This is a genomic window from Geodermatophilus sp. SYSU D00698, from assembly GCF_054050335.1.
Window position 1 is genome coordinate 1 of sequence record NZ_JBJGZD010000017.1, and the last position, 18,661, is coordinate 18,661.

The 18,661-nt window shown below is 76.2% G+C and carries 17 protein-coding genes and 1 tRNA gene; 7 read left to right on the forward strand and 11 right to left on the reverse strand.

Annotated features, from left to right (window positions below; all coding sequences use genetic code 11):
• Positions 1-82: 82 nt before the first annotated feature.
• From ACI8AB_RS15615 to ACI8AB_RS15625, 3 genes are all read right to left on the reverse strand, one after another.
• Positions 83-156: transfer RNA gene (locus ACI8AB_RS15615), tRNA-Met, on the reverse strand.
• Positions 157-240: 84 nt separating this feature from the next.
• Positions 241-3,210 (reverse strand): UPF0182 family membrane protein, encoded by a 2,970-nt coding sequence (locus ACI8AB_RS15620; protein WP_456950929.1) that lies wholly within the window; start codon positions 3,208-3,210, stop codon positions 241-243.
• Between the two features lie 233 nt (positions 3,211-3,443).
• Complete coding sequence (locus ACI8AB_RS15625; protein ID WP_456950852.1) at positions 3,444-4,469, reverse strand: YlbL family protein; 1,026 nt, start codon at positions 4,467-4,469, stop codon at positions 3,444-3,446.
• Positions 4,470-4,572: 103 nt separating this feature from the next.
• Here ACI8AB_RS15625 and ACI8AB_RS15630 point away from each other — a divergent pair, with 103 nt between their 5' ends.
• Positions 4,573-5,985 carry a zinc-dependent metalloprotease gene (locus tag ACI8AB_RS15630; protein WP_456950853.1) on the forward strand — a complete coding sequence of 471 codons (1,413 nt, stop codon included), beginning with the start codon at positions 4,573-4,575 and terminating at the stop codon, positions 5,983-5,985.
• A 111-nt stretch (positions 5,986-6,096) separates the two neighbouring features.
• Here ACI8AB_RS15630 and ACI8AB_RS15635 read toward each other — a convergent pair whose 3' ends face one another.
• Entirely contained in the window at positions 6,097-6,678 is a 582-nt protein-coding gene (locus ACI8AB_RS15635; RefSeq protein ID WP_456950854.1) for a M48 metallopeptidase family protein, read from the reverse strand.
• 367 nt (positions 6,679-7,045) lie between these two features.
• Between ACI8AB_RS15635 and ACI8AB_RS15640 the strand changes: the two genes are divergently transcribed.
• The 3 genes from ACI8AB_RS15640 (at position 7,046) to ACI8AB_RS15650 (ending at position 9,731) form a co-directional block, all read left to right on the forward strand.
• Positions 7,046-7,198 (forward strand): DUF5679 domain-containing protein, encoded by a 153-nt coding sequence (locus tag ACI8AB_RS15640; RefSeq protein WP_012950213.1) that lies wholly within the window; start codon positions 7,046-7,048, stop codon positions 7,196-7,198.
• A gap of 109 nt (positions 7,199-7,307) precedes the next feature.
• Positions 7,308-8,354, forward strand: a complete 1,047-nt coding sequence (locus ACI8AB_RS15645) for a ThiF family adenylyltransferase (protein ID WP_456950855.1) — start codon at positions 7,308-7,310, stop codon at positions 8,352-8,354.
• 54 nt (positions 8,355-8,408) lie between these two features.
• Complete coding sequence (locus ACI8AB_RS15650; protein WP_387990333.1) at positions 8,409-9,731, forward strand: ABC1 kinase family protein; 1,323 nt, start codon at positions 8,409-8,411, stop codon at positions 9,729-9,731.
• Positions 9,732-9,864: 133 nt separating this feature from the next.
• Here the strand turns inward: ACI8AB_RS15650 and ACI8AB_RS15655 are convergent, their stop codons facing one another.
• The 4 genes from ACI8AB_RS15655 to ACI8AB_RS15670 all read right to left on the reverse strand — a co-directional run bounded on the left by ACI8AB_RS15655 (position 9,865) and on the right by ACI8AB_RS15670 (position 13,135).
• A complete protein-coding gene (locus ACI8AB_RS15655; protein WP_456903407.1) occupies positions 9,865-10,029 on the reverse strand; it encodes a hypothetical protein in 165 nt (54 codons plus the stop codon).
• Positions 10,030-10,103: 74 nt separating this feature from the next.
• On the reverse strand, positions 10,104-10,451 hold the full coding sequence (locus tag ACI8AB_RS15660) for a WhiB family transcriptional regulator (protein ID WP_456950856.1): 348 nt from the start codon (positions 10,449-10,451) through the stop codon (positions 10,104-10,106).
• 145 nt (positions 10,452-10,596) lie between these two features.
• Positions 10,597-10,902, reverse strand: coding sequence for a hypothetical protein (locus tag ACI8AB_RS15665; protein ID WP_456950857.1), 306 nt, complete (start codon positions 10,900-10,902; stop codon positions 10,597-10,599).
• A 193-nt stretch (positions 10,903-11,095) separates the two neighbouring features.
• On the reverse strand, positions 11,096-13,135 hold the full coding sequence (locus ACI8AB_RS15670) for an ATP-dependent helicase (RefSeq protein WP_456950858.1): 2,040 nt from the start codon (positions 13,133-13,135) through the stop codon (positions 11,096-11,098).
• 211 nt (positions 13,136-13,346) lie between these two features.
• On the opposite strand from ACI8AB_RS15670, the gene ACI8AB_RS15675 reads away from it, so the two are divergent.
• The 3 genes from ACI8AB_RS15675 (at position 13,347) to ACI8AB_RS15685 (ending at position 14,972) form a co-directional block, all read left to right on the forward strand.
• Positions 13,347-13,610 carry a mycoredoxin gene (locus ACI8AB_RS15675; RefSeq protein WP_456950859.1) on the forward strand — a complete coding sequence of 88 codons (264 nt, stop codon included), beginning with the start codon at positions 13,347-13,349 and terminating at the stop codon, positions 13,608-13,610.
• 148 nt (positions 13,611-13,758) lie between these two features.
• A complete protein-coding gene (locus tag ACI8AB_RS15680; protein ID WP_456950860.1) occupies positions 13,759-14,325 on the forward strand; it encodes an ANTAR domain-containing protein in 567 nt (188 codons plus the stop codon).
• Between the two features lie 311 nt (positions 14,326-14,636).
• On the forward strand, positions 14,637-14,972 hold the full coding sequence (locus tag ACI8AB_RS15685) for a hypothetical protein (protein WP_456950861.1): 336 nt from the start codon (positions 14,637-14,639) through the stop codon (positions 14,970-14,972).
• 1 nt (position 14,973) lies between these two features.
• Here the strand turns inward: ACI8AB_RS15685 and nudC are convergent, their stop codons facing one another.
• From nudC to ACI8AB_RS15700, 3 genes are read right to left on the reverse strand one after another with little or no spacing between them, the layout of a single operon-like run.
• On the reverse strand, positions 14,974-15,942 hold the full coding sequence (gene nudC / locus ACI8AB_RS15690; protein WP_456950862.1) for an NAD(+) diphosphatase: 969 nt from the start codon (positions 15,940-15,942) through the stop codon (positions 14,974-14,976).
• On the reverse strand, positions 15,939-17,318 hold the full coding sequence (locus tag ACI8AB_RS15695; RefSeq protein WP_456950863.1) for a M16 family metallopeptidase: 1,380 nt from the start codon (positions 17,316-17,318) through the stop codon (positions 15,939-15,941). Before ACI8AB_RS15695 ends, nudC begins: the two co-directional genes overlap by 4 nt.
• Positions 17,315-18,625 carry a M16 family metallopeptidase gene (locus tag ACI8AB_RS15700; protein WP_456950864.1) on the reverse strand — a complete coding sequence of 437 codons (1,311 nt, stop codon included), beginning with the start codon at positions 18,623-18,625 and terminating at the stop codon, positions 17,315-17,317. Before ACI8AB_RS15700 ends, ACI8AB_RS15695 begins: the two co-directional genes overlap by 4 nt.
• Between the last annotated feature and the right edge of the window lie 36 nt (positions 18,626-18,661).

Below are 18,661 nucleotides of genomic sequence, written 5' to 3' on the forward strand. Positions count from 1 at the left end.
CCGGGGGGCCCCCGCCCCCCCCCGCGGGCGCACCCGCCCCGGCCCCCCCGCCGGGGGGGGGGGCCCCCTGGCCCGTTCGGAGTAGCGGGGGCAGGATTCGAACCTGCGACCTCTGGGTTATGAGCCCAGCGAGCTACCGAGCTGCTCCACCCCGCGTCGGTGAGACCACCCTACACCCGGTCGCGGGGCGGGGGTGCACCGGGTCGGCACACCCCCGCCCGCACACCCCGCCCGCGCGGCTCAGCCGGTCGGCGTGGCCGGCGCCGCGGCCGCGCCCTGGGCCGCCTCGTAGGCCTCGACCGCCCGCTGCAGGTCGGCCAGCGCCTGGCCCTGCGCGGCGAAGTCGCCGCTGCGCTGGGCCTCGGCCAGCCGCTGCAGCGCCGCGTCGAGGTCGGCGACCGCCTGGTCCAGCGCCGTGTCCGACCCGTCGGCCGGCGGCGTCGTCGGCTCGGCCGGGGCGGTCGGCTCCGCGGGCGTGGTCGGCTCGGCCGGCGTCGGCTCCTCGGTGTCCGGGGTGGTCCCGGCGTCGTCGGAGTCGGTCGCGGTGTCCCCCGCCCCGGCCCCGAAGACCTGGTCCAGCGCGTCGGAGAGGGTGTCGGCGTACCCGACCCGTCCGCCGTAGTTGACCAGCACCTTGCGCAGCAGCGGGAACGAGTTCTGCCCGGTCCCCTCCACGTACAGCGGCTGCACGTAGAGCAGGCCGTTCTCCCCGATGGGCAGCGTCAGCAGGTTCCCGAACACCGCCTGCGAGTCCTCGCTGTTGAACAGCGTCAGGTCCCGGGCGACCTCGTCGTTGGTGTTGAACGACTGCTGCACCTGCTGCGGCCCGCGGAAGGGCGTGTTGCCGGGCAGCCGGAGCACCTGGATCGAGCCGTAGGTGTCCGGGTCGCTGGAGGCGGAGATGAACGCCGAGAGGTTCTGCCTGCGAAAGGCGTTCAGCGCGCTGGTCAGCTGGAACGTCGCGTCCGGCTCGCCCGGCCGCGCGGCGAGGATGTAGTACGGCGGCTGCGCCTCCTCGGTCTGCGTGTCCTGCGTCGGGTCGGCCGGCACCGCCCAGCGGTCGTTCTGGCTGTAGAAGTCGCCCGGGTCGCTCACGTGGTAGCGGGTGAGGACGTCCCGCTGCAGCTTGAACAGGTCCTCCGGGTAGCGGACGTGGCCGATGAGCTCGTCGCTCATCTCCGACCGCTCCTCGATCACGCCCGGGAACGCGGCCATGTAGGCCTTCAGCACCGGGTCGTCCTCGTCCCACTCGTAGAGCCGGACGGTGCCGTCGTAGGCGTCCACGGTGGCCTTGACCGAGTTGCGGATGTAGTTGAACTGCTCGTTCGGCAGCGCCGCGGTCCCCTGGCCGGTGAGCGCGTCCTGCGCCGCCTCGCCGAGCTCCATCCGCTCGGAGTACGGGTAGGCGTCCGACGTCGTGTAGCCGTCGAGGATCCACTGCACGCGACCGTCGATCACCGCCGGGTAGGGGTCGCCGTCGACGGTGAGGAACGGCGCGGCCTTCTCCACCCGCTCGCGCGGGTCGCGGACGTAGAGCACCTTCGAGGCGTCGTTGACCGCACCGGAGAGCAGGAAGTTGCGCTCGCGGTAGTAGATGGCGAACGTCAGCTGCCGGAAGAAGCTGCCGATCGCGACGCCGCCCTCGCCGTCGTAGGTGTTGTTGACCTCGCCCTCGGAGCCGTCCTCGGGCCGGTCGAACTCGCGGGCGTCGGCCCCCTCGGGCGCCCCGACGACGGAGTAGTCGTCGATCAGCTCGCCGTAGTAGATCCGGCCCTGCTCGACCTCGATGTCACCGGTGGTGGGCAGGTCGCGGCTGGTGAAGTTCGGCTCGCCGCCCTCCTGCCCGGTGACCACCTGGTTGGCCGGCGCGGCGACGAACCCGTTGCCGTGCGTGTAGACGGTGTGCCGGTTGATCCAGGTGTCCTGGTTCTCCGACAGGCTGCCGCTGTCGAGCTCGCGGACGGCGACGACGTAGTCGCGGGTCTCGCCGTCGATCGTGTACCGGTCGATGTCGAGCTTCTCGGGGAAGCCGTACACGTTGCGGATCTGCTGGCGCGCGGTGAACGTCCCGGCCAGCACGTTCGGGTCGAGCAGGCGGGCGTTCGGGATCGTCGCGTCGTCGTTGCGCAGTTCGGCCAGCGCGGCGTCGGTGTCGACGTCCTCCCCGGTGTTCTCCTGGGCGAAGTCCGTGTACTCGACCTCGGTGAGGTCGTAGGCCTCGCGGGTGGAGGCGATCGCCCGCTCGATGTAGTCGGCCTCGCGCTCGTTGGCGCTCGGGCGGACGACGAACTGCTGCACGATCGCCGGGTAGGCCACGCCGATCACCAGGCTGGACAGCAGCAGCAGGACCAGCGCGGCGGCCGGCAGCCGGAAGTTGCGGACGACCACGTTGGCGAAGAACGCGACGGCGCAGAACGCCGCCGCGAACACCAGGATCGTCTTGGCCGGCAGCAGCGCGTTGACGTCGGTGTAGCTCGCGCCGCTGAACAGCTCGCCGCGGTCGGAGTAGACCAGCCCGTAGCGGTCGAACCAGTAGGCGACCGCCTTGAGCGCCACGAACAGGCCGAGCAGCACCGACAGCTGCACCATCGCCGCGCCGGTGAGCTTCTGCCCCGGCGTCTGCAGCCGCAGGCCGCCGAACACGTAGTGGGTGAGCAGCGAACCGATCAGCGCCAGCAGCACGATGGCGAAGCCGAAGCTCAGCAGCAGCCGGTAGAAGGGGTACTCGAAGACGAAGAACGACAGGTCGAGGCCGAACTGCGGGTCGACGTCGCCGAACGGCGTCGAGTTGCGGAAGGTCAGCCAGGTCTCCCAGCTGCCCTGCGCGGTGAACCCGGCGAACAGGCCGACGACGACCGCGACCGCCGACAGCACCAGGGTGCGGCGGGGCTCGAGCGACTGCCGGTAGCGCTCCAGGTTCTGCTGCTCCAGCGACATCGGCCGGAACGCCGGGCGGAACCGGTAGGCCAGGTAGACCGCCAGCGCGGTGAGCCCGCCGGTGGCCACGCCGGCCACGGCGAACAGCAGTGCCCGGGTCTGGAGCTCGGTCCAGAAGACCTCGGTGTACCCGGTCTCGTCGAACCAGAGGTAGTCGACGTAGACGTTGGTCAACGTCCCGATGGCCGTGAACAGCACCAGCAGCACGGCGATGGACCCGATGACCACCTTCGCGCGCCGCGACAGCGTCGGCACGGACACGGGGGGCCGCATGGCCACGAGCGGTCTCCTTCAGTTGCAGGTGCGGCGGGCCCCGGGGGGCGCCGTCGCGGTGTGGCGACCGCGTGCGGTCGGACGTGTGGGGCGCCGGTCGGCACGGGCGCCGGGCTGGCGCACGAGCGGCCGGTGTCGCCCCTGACCAACGCTCGGCGCGGCACCGGGTTCCCCGGGGAGCCCGTGCTGGCCGACAGCATCCCCCACGCGGGCCGTCCCGGGACGGGTGGCGGTCAGCAGCCGGCGGGAGTGCGCCCCTCCCGCACGTCCTCGAGGGCGGTCAGGGCGTCGTCGAGGGTGGCCACCCGGGCCAGGGTGAGGCCGGTGGCCGGGGACCCGAGCGCGTCCGGGCAGTTGTCGGCCGGGACGAGGAACAGCTCGGCGCCGATCTCCTGGGCGGCGACCATCTTCAGCTGGATGCCGCCGATCGGGCCGACGGTCCCCTGGGCGTCGATCGTGCCGCTGCCGGCCACCACGGCGCCCTCGGTGAGGTCGGTGTCGCCGACCAGGTCGAGGATGCCGAGGGTGAGCATCAGGCCCGCCGACGGGCCGCCGACGTCGGCGACGTCGATGTCGACGTCGAACGGCGCCGAGGGCTGCTCGCCCACCACCACGCCGAGCACCGAGCCCTCGCGGTCGGAGGACCCGCCCGTGGTGACCGTGGCCGTGCCCGCCCGGCCGAGCCGGGTGTAGGCGACCTCCACGGTCGTGCCGGCCGGGATGGCGGCGAGGACGGCGGCCAGCGCGTCGGAGTCCGGCGTCGGCCGCCCGTCGACGGCCTCGATCGCGTCGCCCTCCTCGAGCAGCCCGTCCGACGGGGAGTCGTCGCCGGAGAGTCCCCGGACGACGACCTTCACCGGGTACCCGAGGTGGCCGAGCGCCGCGGCCTCGGCGGACTCCTCGGAGGTGAGGAAGGCCTGCCGGTTGGCCTGCTCGATCTCGTCCTCGGTCTGGTCCGGCGGGTACACCGACTCCTCGGGCACGACGCTGATCTCGTCGTCGAACCAGCCGCGGACAGCCTCGACCAGGCTCAGGCCCGCCCGGCCGACGCCGACGGTGGTGAGGTTGAGGTTGCCGGTGACGTCGTTGCGGTCGCGGCCGCGGACGGAGATGACCGGGTCGCCGTCGATGTCGCCGAGGGTGTTGAAGGTCGGGCCGGGCACCTGGGCGACGTAGGGCACCGGCAGGGCCGCGCCGAGGACGCCGGCGACCAGCAGCAGCACCACACCGACGGCGAGGACGGCGATCCGACGGGTCACGACCGGCCAGCGTAGAACCTCGGGCTGGCAGCGTCCGCCGAGAGCGGACGCCGGAGCCCGCGCTCGGGCTCCGGCGGGGTGATCACGCGTCTACCGTGGGGGCATGAGTGACGTGCCGTTCGGATTCGGGCTCCCCGACCGCGACCCCGAGCGCCGGGACCAGCCCGGTGCCGGCGACCCGTTCGGCTTCGGCGCCCTGTTCGGGTTCGGCGGACCGGGCGGTGCCGGGGGCGGCACCCCGGAGGAGCTGCTGGGCAAGATGCCGCTGTTCGCCGAGCTGCAGAAGCTCATGAACTGGTCGGGCGGGCCGGTCAACTGGGACCTCGCCCGGCAGGGCGCGATCAGCTCCCTGGCCACCGGCACCCAGCCGACGTCGGAGGCCGAGCGGGCCGCCGTCACCGAGGCGGTGCGCCTGGCCGACCTGTGGCTGGACCAGGTCACCGACCTGCCCTCGGGCGCCGACCGGGCGCTGGCGTGGTCCCGGGTGGAGTGGGTCGAGCAGACGCTGCCGGCCTGGGGCGCGCTCATCGACCCACTGGCCGAGAAGGTCGTGGCCGCCATGACCTCCGCGCTGCCGCAGGAGGCCATGGCCGTGGCCGGCCCGCTCGCCGGGATCATGGGGCGGATGGGCGGCCTGATGTTCGGCGCCCAGGTCGGGCAGGCCCTCGGCCGGCTCGCCGGCGAGGTGCTCACCGGCACCGAGGTCGGCCTGCCGCTGCCCCCGGCCGGCTCGGCGGTGCTCGTCCCGCAGAACGTCGCGGCGTTCGCCGGGGGCCTGGACCGCCCGGCCGACGAGGTCCGCCTGTTCCTCGCGCTGCGCGAGGCCGCGTCGCTGCGGCTGTTCGCCCACGTGCCGTGGCTGCGCCAGCAGCTGCACGACGCCGTCCACGCCTACGCCCGTGGCATCACCATCGACCGCGAGGCCATCGAGCGCGGGCTCAACGACGCGATGGGCTCGATGGGCGGCGGCTTCGACCCGTCCGACCCCGAGGCGCTGCAGGAGCTGCTGGGCAGCGGGCTGCTCGAGCCGGAGGAGACGCCGGAGCAGCAGATGGCGCTGCGCCGGCTGGAGACGCTGCTGGCACTGGTCGAGGGCTGGGTCGACGCCGTCGTCGCGGCCGCGGCCGGCGAGCGGCTGCCCGGGCACGGGGCGCTGGCCGAGACGATGCGCCGCCGCCGCGCCTCGGGCGGCCCGGCCGAGCAGACCTTCGCCACGCTGGTCGGCCTGCAGCTGCGGCCGCGCCGGCTGCGCGACGCCGCCACCGTCTGGGGCGCCATGGCGCAGCAGCACGGCACCGGGGCCCGCGACCGGCTCTGGTCGCACCCGGACCTGCTGCCCACCTCCGACGACCTCGACGAGCCGCTGGACTTCGTCGCCCGCCAGGGCCTCGACGACGAGCTGCGCGCGCTGACCGACCCGACCGAGGACACCGACGGCGGCAGCGGCGACAGCGGCGACAGCGGTGACAGCGGTGACAGCGGCGAGGGCCCGGACGGGGACTCCGCCACCCGCTGAGGACACCCCGCGAGGAGTGGGGGCCGGAGGCTCCCGCGATCGCGTGGCGGTCGGCCCCCCTCGCAGGTCGCCGCCGCGAGCCTGCCAGCGGCGGGGGCGAGGGGTCCTCCGTCAGTCGACCAGGTCGCCGTGGTCCTCGCGGGCGCCGTCGGCCCGGGCCGACTCGACGCCCTCGAGGAAACCGCGGGCCCGCTCGGCCTGCGGGTAGCGGGCCACCAGCGCCCAGAAGCGCGCGTCGTGGGCGGCCTCGAGCAGGTGCGCCAGCTCGTGCACCAGCACGTAGTCGACGACGTACTCCGGCATCGACCGCAGCCGGCTCGACAGCCGGATGCTGCCGTCGGCGGGGGTGCACGAGCCCCAGCGGCGCTGCTGGTTGTCCACCCACCGCACGCTGGTCGGCTGCGGCACGCCGTCGAGGTGCGCGGCCGACAGCGCGCGGGCGCGGCTCATGAGCTCGTCGTCGCCGCCCAGGGAGCGGCGGCGGCGCTCCTCCCGGGTCTGCAGCTTGGCCACCATCTGGGCCACCCAGCGCCGCTCCTCGGCCGGCGTGAACGCCGCCGGGATGAGCACGATCGTCCGCCCCGACTCGCGGTAGGCGGTCACCGTCCGACGGCGGCGCGCGCTGCGGCGCACCTCGACCGGCCCGTCCGTGGACAGGGGGCCGCGCGAGGGGGCGGGGGTCGATCCGGGCACGGGAGGACGGTAGCCACCGGCCGCCGGCGACGCGCGGAGGGGCGCCACCCGCTCGGGTACGAGTCGCACGGACGGTGGACAGCCGGAGCCCGTCGGCGACGCGCCCCGTCCACAGCGGCGCCAGACGTGTCCGCGCAGGTGACGGGCGTGGAACGGGCCGGCGACGGGCGGGTGGGCACCGGCCCCTCCCCCGGCTGCACACAGCGACACGCCGCGGGGTCCCCACCGTCTCCACAGTGCTGTCCACAGGCTGTGGGCACCGCGGCGGGACGGGCTCCCCGGCCGGACGGGTCGGACGGGACCGCCCGGGTAGCGTTCGCGGAGGCGGCGCCCGGACGGGTGCCGAGCAGCTGGAAGAGGAGGCACCGTGGCGGAGAGCTACAACGGCTACTGCGTGAAGTGCAAGGAGAAGCGGGACTTCGACGGCGAGGTCAAGGTCAGCGAGTCCGGCCGCCGGATGGCCCAGGGCACCTGCCCGGTCTGCGGCACCAAGATGAACCGGATCCTCGGCAAGGCCTAGGCACTGCCTCCTGACGGCGGCGTCCCGCACCGCGGGCGCCGCCGTCGTCGTCCCCGGACCCTGTGGACGACGGCAGCGGGAGCCGGGCCGGTCCTGCCACCCTGCGCGGGTGTCCGACACCGCCCACCCCCTGCTGCCCCCGGGCACGCCGCTGCTGCGCCGCTCCCCCGACGCCGTCCAGGTCGGCGGGGTCGAGCGCGACGGCGTGCTGGTCGGCTCCGCCCCGGCCGCGGTGACCGCCCTGCTGCGCGGCCTCGACGGCCGGCGCCCCCAGCGGACCGTGCTGGCCGACGCCGCCGGCGACGGTCTCGACCCCCGCGCGGTCGCCGCCCTGCTCGACCACCTGCGCGCCACCGGCACGCTGGTCGACCTCGAGGCCGCGGACCTGCTGGCCTCCGACGCCGGCCCGGCCGCCGCGGCCCGCACCGCCGCGGAGCTGCCCGCCGCGCGGGACCCCGACGGCGCGGTGCGCTGGCACGCCCGGCGCGCCGCGACGGTCGTGGTCGAGGGCGCGACCCGGGTCGGCGTCCCCCTGGCGACGCTGCTGGCGGCCAGCGGCGTGGGCCGGGTCGACGTCCGCGACGACGGCGTCGCCACCGCGGCCGACGCGGTCGCCGGCGGGCTGACCGCGGCCGACGAGGGGCGGGCCCGCTCGCTCGCCGCCGCGGACGCCGTCCGCCGCGCCAGTCCGCTCACCGACCTGCGCCCGCTGCCACCGGGCGCCGTCCCCGACCTCGTCGTCCTCGCCCGGCCGTGGGCGGCCTCCGACCCGCTGGTCGCCGGGTTGCGGGACGCCGGCGTCGCGCACCTGGTCGCCGCCGTCCGCGGCGAGACCGGCGTCGTCGGGCCGCTGGTGGTCCCCGGCGTCACCGGCTGCCTGCGGTGCGCCGACCTGCGCCGTCGCGACGCCGATCCGCACTGGCCGGTGCTCGCCGCCCAGCTCACCGCCGCCGACGTCCCCGGCGGGTCCACCCTCGCCTGCTGGGCGACCGCGCTGGCCGCGGCGCAGACGGCGCTGGCCTACCTCGAGGGCAGCGGCAGCCCGGCGGCGCTGGCCGGCACGGTCGAGCTGGCGCCCCCGGGGTTCGTGCCGCGGCTGCGCCGCTGGTCGCCGCACCCGTCCTGCGGGTGCGGCGACGTCCGCCCCTCCGGGTGACGCCCACCGCGGCTCCGTCAGCGGCCCGGGCTCCGCGTCGGGGACAATGGCACGGTGACCGACGACGCACGGGGGATCCCCAGGGGCTCGATCTCGCGCACCGCGCGGCTGGCCTCGCTCCCCCTGGGTGCGGCCGGCCGCGCCACGCTGGGGATCGGCAAGCGGCTGTCGGGGCAGTCGTCCGAGGCGGTCGCCGCGGAGCTGCAGCAGCGCACCGCCGAGCAGCTGTTCGCCGTCCTGGGCCAGCTCAAGGGCGGGGCGATGAAGCTCGGCCAGACGCTGTCGGTGTTCGAGGCCGCCGTCCCCGAGGAGGTGGCCGCCCCCTACCGCGAGGCGCTGGTCAAGCTCCAGGAGGCGGCACCGCCGATGCCGGTGCGCACCGTGCACGCGGTGCTCGCCCAGCAGCTCGGCGGCACGTGGCGCACCCGCTTCCGCGAGTTCGACGACCAGCCGGCCGCGGCCGCCAGCATCGGCCAGGTGCACCGCGCCACCTGGCGCGATGGCCGCGACGTCGCCGTGAAGATCCAGTACCCGGGTGCGGCCACCGCGCTGATGGCCGACCTCAACCAGCTGTCCCGCTTCGCCCGGCTGTTCGCCGCGCTGTTCCCCGGCATGGACGTCAAGCCGCTGATCGCCGAACTGCGCGCCCGGGTGATCGAGGAGCTCGACTACGGGCTCGAGGCCGACGCGCAGCGGCAGTTCGCCGCCGCCTACGCGGGCGACCCGGAGATCGTCGTCCCGCGGGTGGTGGCCAGCGCGCCGAAGGTGATCGTGTCGGAGTGGCTGGAGGGGCTGCCGCTGTCACGGGTCATCACCGAGGGCACCCGCGAGCAGCGCGACCGCGCCGGCCACCTCATGGCGGTGCTGCACTTCTCCGCCCCGCAACGGGCCGGACTGCTGCACGCCGACCCGCACCCGGGCAACTTCCGGCTCGTCGACGGCGGCCGCCTCGGGGTCATCGACTTCGGCGCCACCGCCCGGCTGCCCGACGGGCTGCCCGAGCCGATCGGCCGCCTGGTGCGCTGGGCGCTGGAGGGCCGCGCCGAGGAGGTGCTCACCGACCTGCGCGCCGAGGGGTTCGTGCGGCCGGGGATCGAGGTCGACGCCCAGGCCGTGCTGGACTACCTGCGGCCGATGCTCGAGCCGGTCGAGAGTCCGGGCTTCCGCTTCACCCGGGCCTGGATGCAGGAGCAGGCCGCCCGCCTCGCCGACCCCCGCAGCGAGGCGAACAAGCTGGGCCGCCAGCTCAACCTGCCGCCGGCCTACCTGCTCATCCACCGGGTGACGATCGGCTCGATCGGCGTGCTCTGCCAGCTCGACGCCGCCGCCGACTACCGCGGCGTCCTCGAGGAGTGGCTGCCCGGCTTCAAGGCCTGACCGGGGCCCGACGGTCCCCGACCGGGCCCGGGACGACGAGAGGCCGGGCTCCCGACGCACCGGGAGCGTCGGGAGCCCGGCCTCGACCGGGAGGGCCCGGCGTGCTGCCGGGCCCCTGAGGGGGCGCCGCCGTTCAGCGGACGGCGGCGCTGGCCCGCGCGGCACGCCGGCTGGCGTACTCCGCGCGGCGGGCCCACCGGCGGGCGGCCCGCAGCCGGCGCACGCGGCCGGCGGCGTCGGCCTCGGCGCGCAGCTCGCGCAGCCGCGTGGTGGCCAGGTCGTACTCGTACGTGGTCATCTCGGGTCCTCGGTGCTCGTCGGGCGTCGGTGCCCGATCGGATGGCTGTCGCTGTCGGCTGTCGCCGTCACGGCTCACGCCGCGACGACCTTGCGGGGACGGCCCCGCGGGCGCTTGCGCGGGATGACCACACCCCGCTCGAAGATCTCGCCGCCCCAGACGCCCCACGGCTCGCCGCGGTCCAGGGCGCCGGCCAGGCAGGCGTCGCGGACCGGGCACTCCCCGCACAGGACCTTGGCCTGCTCGAGCAGCGCGGGGCTCTCGGCGAACCACAGGTCCGGGTCGTCGGTCCCGCGGCACGGCAGGGGGCGCCGCACCGGAGCCGGGGCCAGGGGGACGTGCGGCGTCCTCGGGGTGGCGCCGCCGGTCCGGGGGAGCCCGGGTCGGCGGTGGGACGTCGGGCGGTCGATCGTCTGCTGCACTGCCGCTCCTCCTCGTACTCGTCGTCTGCGCGGCCGGCGGGGGCCCGCCGACCGGGTGGTCGGGGCCGGGTGCCGCGGAGGAAAGACGAAGGCCGCGGATCCCGGGGTTCGGGTTCCGCGGCCTCGAGGAGGACCGGTCGAGCGGCTAGCTCTGCGGTCTCCCCGGGGAGTGGATCCCGAGGGTGTGGCGCTGCTTGGAGATGTGGGTGCGGAGGGCATCGGTGCCGCCGACGCCGGGGCCGAACTCGCCGCCGGTGGGCAGACCGGTCCCCTGGACCGGAGCGGTGGGCGCAGCGACGGCGGTGCCGGTCAGGTCGAACGGCGTCATCGACCGGACCACGGCGTAGCGCGGCCGCGCGGACGGGACGGCGCCGGTCAGGGCCGGACGCACGTCGAGGGCGCCCCAGGCGGAGACCCCGGCGGGGGCGAGGACGCAGCGCATGTCGATCATCGGTACCCCTCCTCCCGGGGTCGGAGTCCGGCGGTCGGGCCGGGCTCGGTCTGGCGCGCCCGCGGTCGTCCGTCGGGCGCAGGCAGGACAGTAGGGAAGGTCACCGCAGCGGCGCAACGCAATTAACGGGCGCGTCCTCCGATGGCGTGGGACGCGCCGGTCCGGCCGTGCGGTGGGCACGGCCGGTGACCGGTCAGCCGCCGACGGTGGCGAGGACGTCCTCGCCGTACATCTCCAGCTTGCGGGCGCCGATGCCGGGGAGCCCGGACAGCTCGCGGATGCTGGTCGGCTTCGCCTCGGCGATGGCCTGCAGGGTGGCGTCGGTGAACACGACGTAGGCGGGCACCGAGGCGGCCTGCGCGGTGCTGCTGCGCCAGGCGCGCAGCCGCTCGAAGATCTCCCCGGCCTCCCCCTCGAGCACGACCTTGGCCCGCTTGGTCCTCCGGGGCGGCGGCGGGGCCGACGGCGTGGAGCCGGGCACCAGGCCGTCGAGGAAGCGGCTGCGCGGCCGGGCCCGCTTGGCACCGGGGTTGCGCGCCAGCGACCAGGAGAGGGTGAGCTGCTCGCGGGCGCGGGTGACCGCGACGTAGAGCAGCCGGCGCTCCTCCTCCACCGCCTCCGGCCGCGACAGCGACTGAGAGATGGGCAGCACGCCGTCGACCAGGCCGACCACGAAGACGGCGTCCCACTCCAGGCCCTTGGCCGCGTGCATCGACGCCAGCGTCACGCCCTGGACGGTCGGCGCGTGCTGGGCGTCGGCCCGTTCGGCGAGGTGGGCGACGAAGCGCGGGAGGTCGGTGGTCGGGTCCTCGGCCACCAGGTCGACGGCGAGGTCGACCAGCGCGGCCAGCGACTGCCAGCGGTCGCGGGCCGCTCCCCCGGCCGGCGGGCGGTGCTCCACCCAGCCGGTCGAGGCGAGCACGTCGCGCACCGTGGGCACCAGCGCGCCGGGCTCGTGGCCGCCGGCGGCCGCGCCGCGCAGCAGGACGACCGCCTCGCGGACCTCGGGCCGCTCGAAGAACCGCTCCCCGCCCTTGAGGACGTAGGGCACGCCGGCGTCGGCCAGCGCCGACTCGTAGACCTGGGACTGGGCGTTGATGCGGAACAGCACCGCGATCTCCGACGCCGGCGTCCCGCTCTCGACGAGCGCGCGGCAGGCCTGGGCGACCGCGGCGGCCTCGGCGGGCTCGTCGGTGTGCTCGAAGAAGCGCGGCTCGGGGCCCTCGGCCCGCTGGCCGAGGAGCTTGAGCCGGAAGATGCTCTTGCGTTCCGGCGCCTGCCCGATGAGCTTGTTCGCCAGCCCCACCACCTGCGGTGTCGAGCGGTAGTCGCGCTCGAGCTTGACCACCGCGGCGTCGGGATAGCGGTCGGCGAAGCCCAGGAGGTAGTCGGGGTCGGCCCCGGTGAAGGAGTAGATGGTCTGGTTGGGGTCGCCGACGACGCAGACGTCGGCCCGCCCGCCCAGCCAGGCGTCGAGCAGCCGCTGCTGCAGCGGGTTGACGTCCTGGTACTCGTCGACGACGAAGTGGCGGTACTGCGCGCGCACCTGCCGGGCGACGTCGGGGTGCTCCTCCAGCGCGAACGCGGTGACCAGGAGCAGGTCCTCGAAGTCCAGTGCGCCGTCGCGCTGCTTGGCCGACTCGTAGGAGGCGTACACGCGGGCGACGGCGGCGGCGTCGAACGGCGGCTCGCGCCCGGCGGCCGCGGCCCGGGCCGGGTAGTCCTCCGGGGTGGCCAGCGTGGTCTTGGCCCACTCGATCTCGCTGGCGAGGTCGCGCAGGCTGGTCCGGTCGGTGGTCAGCCGGTTGCGGGTGGCCGCCGAGGCGACGACCCGCAGCTTGTTCTCGATCAGCGGCGGCAGCGGGCCGCCGAGCACGCGCGGCGCGAAGTAGCGCAGCTGGCGCATCGCCGCCGCGTGGAAGGTGCGGGCCTGCACCCCGCCGACGCCGAGACCGGCCAGCCGGGTGCGCAGCTCCCCGGCCGCACGGGCGGTGAAGGTCACCGCGAGCACCTGCTCGGGGACGAACGCGCCGGTGTGCACGCCGTAGGCGATGCGGTGGGTGATCGTGCGGGTCTTGCCCGTCCCCGCACCGGCGAGGATGCACACCGGGCCGGTGACCGCCGAGGCGGCCTCGCGCTGCTCCTCGTCGAGCCCGGCCAGGACCGCCTCGGCGCCGGCGGAGGTCCCCGCGGACCCGGGGGTCGCCAGGGGCGCGTCGGCTGTCCGGGGCATGCGGCGGTTCCTCCGAGGGCACAGGGGACGGCGGCCGGCGGACCGCTCCTGCGAGTGTCCCAGCCCGGGACGACAGACGGCGGGGACACCCCGGCGCCTGGGGACGGCCGGTGCGCCCGGGGACGGGGAGGCCGGGAAGAGGCGACGGGCCCGCGGTGTTGGCCCCCTGGGACGTCGTCGCGTCCCCGCCCCGATCCCTGGAGGACCCCGAGTGACTGCCGCGCCCGCCGCCGTGACGATGTACACCACCACCTGGTGCGGGTACTGCGTGCGGCTCAAGAAGCTCATGCAGGTCGAGGGCATCGGCTACGCCGAGGTCGACATCGAGCGCGACGCCGCCGCGGCGGAGGTCGTCATGAACGCCAACGGCGGCAACCGCACCGTCCCGACCCTGGTCTTCGCCGACGGCAGCGCGCTGACCAACCCGAGCATCGACCAGGTCAAGGCGCGGCTCGCGCAGCAGTCGGACGCCTGATCGGCGGGTGCTGCAGGGGCCGCGGCCCCCGGCGGTGCATCATCGTCCCCCGGCGGGTCGCGACCGTGGCACGCCGACGTCCCCCCGGCCCACCGGCCGAGCACCCGCGGGAGCCGCTGTCGTGACCTCGGACGCCGTGCACCTCCCCGTGTCCGCAGCGACCTCGGAGGAGCCGCCCGCCGACCGGCCCTCCGTCGTGCTCGCCCGGACCGGCCGCGGCTGGAGCGTCCTGTCCCCCGGCCGCGCCGACGACGTCGCCGACCTGCTGGAGGGGCTGTCGCTGGCCGACCTCGTCGCCGAGGAGCTCGACGGCCCGGCCGATCCCGACCGCGCGACGCGCCGCGCCGCCCGGGGGACGGCCGACGCCGGGCCGGACGGCGACCCCCGGGACGCCCGGATCGCCGCGCTCGAGCGGACCGTCGCCCAGCTGGAGCACGCGCTGGCCTCCCGGGTCGCCACCGAGCGGGCCATCGGCGTGCTCGCCGAGCGGCAGGGCACCACGCCACGGGCGGCGTTCGAGGCGCTGCGCACCCAGGCCCGGTCGCTCGGGCGGCCGGTGCACGAGCTCGCCCGCGAGGTGCTCGAGCCCCTCGACGGGGTGGCCGCCGAGCCGGCCGCGGCCCTGCCGCCGGTCCCCCGCCGCCCGCCGGGCCGGCGGGTCCCGCACGCGCCGGGCCGCCCCGGCCCCGCCGTGCCCGCGGACGGCCGCCGCTGAGCGGTCCGCAGCCGCTGACCCCGGGCGCGCTGGCCGACCGGCTGGCCGCCCTCCTCGCCGACGTCGGACCGGAGCCGGGCGCGGCCGCCCTGCGCGTCGCCGTCGACGGGCCCGACGTCGCCGAGCCGGAGGGCCTGGCCCGGGCGGTCGCCGAGCGGCTGCCCGCGCTCGGCCGGCCGGCCGTCGTCGTCCCGGCCGCCGGGTTCCTCCGGCCGGCCTCCCTGCGGTTCGAGCACGGCCGCACCGATCCCGACGCCCGCTACACCGACTGGCTCGACGCCGGCGCGCTGGCCCGCGAGGTGCTCGACCGGGTGGGTCCCGGCGGGCCGGCCGAGTACCTGCCGGTCCTGTGGGACGTCGACCGCGACCGCGCCGCGCGGGCCGGCTACCGCCCGATGCCGTCGCGGGGGGTGCTGCTGGTCCCCGGCCCGCTGCTGCAGGGCGTGGGGCTCGCCTTCGACGTCGTCGTGCACCTGCGGGTGGCGCCGGCCGCGCGCAGGCGGCGCTTCCCCGCGGAGCAGGCGTGGGAGCTGCCCGCCTTCGACCGCTACGACGACGAGGTCGACCCCGTGCTGCTCGCCGACGCCGTGGTGCTGGCCGACCGCCCCGAGCACCCCGCGCTGGTCCTGCAGGGCCGCTTCGCCTGACTCAGTCGAGCTCGCCGGCCACCCAGCGGTCGATGATGTGCCGGGCGATCGAGACCGGCGGCGGCAGCGCGGCGGGCCCGCGGCCCGAGCGCAGCTCCTCGCGGGTCCACCAGCGGGCCTCCTCGATCTCGGTCGGGTCCAGCCGCAGCTCCAGGTCCCCCTCGGCGCGCGCCACGAAGCCGAGCATCAGCGACTGCGGGAACGGCCAGGGCTGGCTGCTCACGTAGCGGACGTCGGTGACCGCCAGCCCGACCTCCTCGGCGACCTCGCGGGCCACCGCGCCCTCGGCGGACTCCCCCGGCTCGACGAACCCGGCGAGGATCGAGAACCGCCCGGGCGGCCACACCGCCTGCCGGCCCAGCACGCAGCGGTCGCCGCCGTCGTGGACCAGCATGATCACCGCGGGGTCGGTGCGGGGGAACAGCTCGGTGCCGGTGACCGGGTCGCGCTGCACCCAGCCGGCCCGCTCGATCGTCGTCGCGGCACCGGACAGCGGGCTGAACCGGGCCCGCTCGTGCCACTCCAGGATGCCGACGGCCTCCGCGAGCAGGCCGGCGTCGAGGTCGCCGAGGTCGGCGCCCACCTCGCGCAGCCCGGTCCACAGGTCCACCGGGCGGCCGTTGACCGTCAGCGCCCGCTCGCCGCGGACCGCCGCGTAGGGGACGCCGCCGGCCTCGCCGAGGTACACCGCGCCCGCCGGCAGGGCCGGCTGCTCGTCCCACACCAGCTCGGGGCCGCCGTCGGTCTCGCGCACCGGGACGGCGCGGCGCTCGTCGACGGTGAGCACCCGCACCGGCCGCCCGCGGCTGGGGTCCTCCAGCGACCGGCCGAGGTGGTCGCGGTCGTGCGCCGAGCGGGACAGCACCGGCACCGTGCCCGTCGTGTCGGGCGTGCCGGCCGGCCAGAACCCGCGCACGGCCTCCGGCGAGGCGACGTCGTCGGGCGTGCTGCCGCCCGGCGGGACGCTCACGCCGGGTCCGGCGCGGCTGCGGCGCTGGCGGTGACGTCGACCGGGCCGAGGGCCCGCAGCGCGTCGGTGACCCGCTCGGCGTCCCCGACGACGACGGCGGTCAGCGCGGCCGGCGCCAGGTGGCGGCGGGAGGCCTCCTGCACCTGCTCGACGGTGACCTCGGCCAGCGCCCGCTGGTGCTCGGCCAGCCACTCCGCGGACAGGCCCGACCCGGCCAGCGCGGACAGCGTGCCGGCCAGCCCGGCGTGCGTGGCGGTCGACAGCGCCATGCTGCCGAGCACGTAGCGGCGGGCGGCGTCCAGCTCGGCCTCGGTGACCGGCGCCAGCGCCATCCGGCCCAGCTCGGCCCACGTCTCGAGGAACGCGGCGCCGGTGACCTCGGTGGCGACGTCGGCCTCGACGAGGAACGACGAGGCCGCGGCCAGGTGGTCGACGGCGCTGCGCGGGCTGTACGAGTAGCCGCGCCGCTCCCGGATGTTCTCGACCAGCCGCGAGGAGAAGTAGCCGCCGAACACCGTGCTCGCCAGCCGGACGGCGGGCAGGTCGGGGTCGGTGCGGCCGGGCGCCGGCCCGCCGAGGCGGATGTTGGACTGCACCGCGCCCGGCCGGTCGACCACCTCGAGGTGGCCCGGGGCGAGCGTCGGGGCGGGCTTGGCGCCGGCCGCGGCGCCCTCCCCCGTCCAGCCGCCGAGCGCCTCGGCGACGGCGTCGGTGGCCGCGGCGACGTCGAGGTCGCCGACGAGCACCAGCGTGCTGCCGGCGGGCAGCAGCCGCTCGCGGTGCAGCTTGCGCAGCGCGGGGGCGGTCACCTTGCCGACCAGCTCGGGCGCGGGGAGCTGCGCGGCGTAGGGGTGGGTGCCGTAGCGGCGGGCGGCCAGCGCGGTGCGGGCGATGACGCCGGGCTGGGAGCGGGCGATGGCGATCCGCTCGGCCACCCGGTCGCGCTCGGCCTCGACCTGGTCGCCCGGGTAGGCGGCGTCGGTGAGCACCTCGGCGAGCACCCCGAGGACCGGGGCCAGCCCCTCGGACAGCAGCGTGGTGGAGAACAGCAGCCGGTCGGGGTCGGCGGCCACGGTCAGCTCGGCGCCGTGGCCCTGCAGCGCCTCGGCGACGGCGGTGGCGTCGCGCCGCCCGGTGCCGAGCAGCACCGCGCCGGAGAGCACCGAGGACCGGGCGGCGTGCTGGAGGGCGCCGCGCGGGGAGGTCGCGGCGAACGGCACGCGCAGCCGCAGCTCGACCAGCGGCACGCCGGGCCGCGGCACGACGACGACGGCCAGCCCGTTGGGCAGCGTCGTCGTCGCGACCTCGGGGACCGGCTGCGGGCGCGGCTCGCCCAGCGGCGGGATCAGGCCCAGGTCGAGGACGGGGGCGCTCATCGGGCTCCTCCGGTGGCGCGCAGCTCGAGGATCGCGGCGGTGCCGGGATCGAGTCCCTTGGCGGCGACCTGCACCGCGTCGGGGGTGACCGCGGCCAGCCGGGCGGCGAGCTCGCCGGCCAGCTCGGCGCGGCCGTGGACGAGCTCGGCGCCGGCGAAGGCCAGGGTGCGGCCGAGCACCGAGTCGGCCTGGCGCAGCAGCTGCGCGCTGGTGCGGGCCTGCACCCGGGCCAGCTCCTCGGCGCTCACGCCCTCGGTGGCGACCCGGCCGATCTCCTCGTGCACCGCGGCCAGGACGTCCTCGACCGGGACGGCGGCCGGGTGGTGCACCTGGGTGGTGAGCAGCGTGGCGTCGCGGACGTCGAAGGGGTCGCCGAACAGGCCCACGTAGCTGCTCTGCGCCACGGCCAGGCGGTCGTCGTGCACCAGCCGGCGCTCCAGCCGGGAGGCGTCGCCCTCGCTGAGCAGCTCGGCGAGCAGCACGGTGCCCAGGTAGGTGTCGAGGTCGCCGACCGGGTCGGGCACCCGCCAGCCCAGGGCGACGGCGGGCGCGGGGGCCAGCCGGTCCTCGACGACGTCGCGGCGCACCGTCGTCGGCGAGGGCTCGCCGGTGTAGGGGATGGGCGGCACCTCGCGGGCCTCCACCGGGCCGAACCAGCGGCGGACCAGCCGTTCGGTCTCGCCGACGTCGAGGTCGCCGCCGATGCACAGCACCGCGTTGCCCGGTGCGTAGTAGCGGGAGAAGAAGTCCTCGGCGTCGGCGACCGTGGAGCTCTCCAGGTCGACGAAGGAGCCGTAGCCGTCGTGGGTGTTGGCGAAGCTCTCGAACGCGATCTGCGGCAGCTGCAGCCACGGGAAGGCGCCGTAGGGCCGGTTGAGCACGTTGACCCGGATCTCCTCCTTGACCACGTCGATCTGGTTGCGGAGGTTCTCCTCGGTGATGGCCGGGGCGGCCATCCGGTCGGCCTCGAGGAACAGCGCGCGCTCGAGCGCCTCGGCCGGCAGCGCCTCGTAGTAGTTCGTGTAGTCCTGGTGGGTCGAGCCGTTGAACGTGCCGCCGGCGGCCTGCACCAGACGGGCGTGCTCCATCTTCGGCACGTGTGCCGAGCCCTGGAACATGACGTGCTCGAAGAGGTGGGCGAAGCCGGTGCGGCCCTCCGGCTCGTTGCGCATGCCCACGTCGTAGGAGACGGTCACGGCGACGACCGGCACGCTGCGGTCGGGCGCGAGGACCACTCGCAGCCCGTTGTCGAGCGTGAAGCGCTCCACCGGGTGCCGCAGTGTCAGGTCGGCTCCCGCTGCTGTCACGGACCGACAGTAACCACGCGGGACGACGCCGCGCCG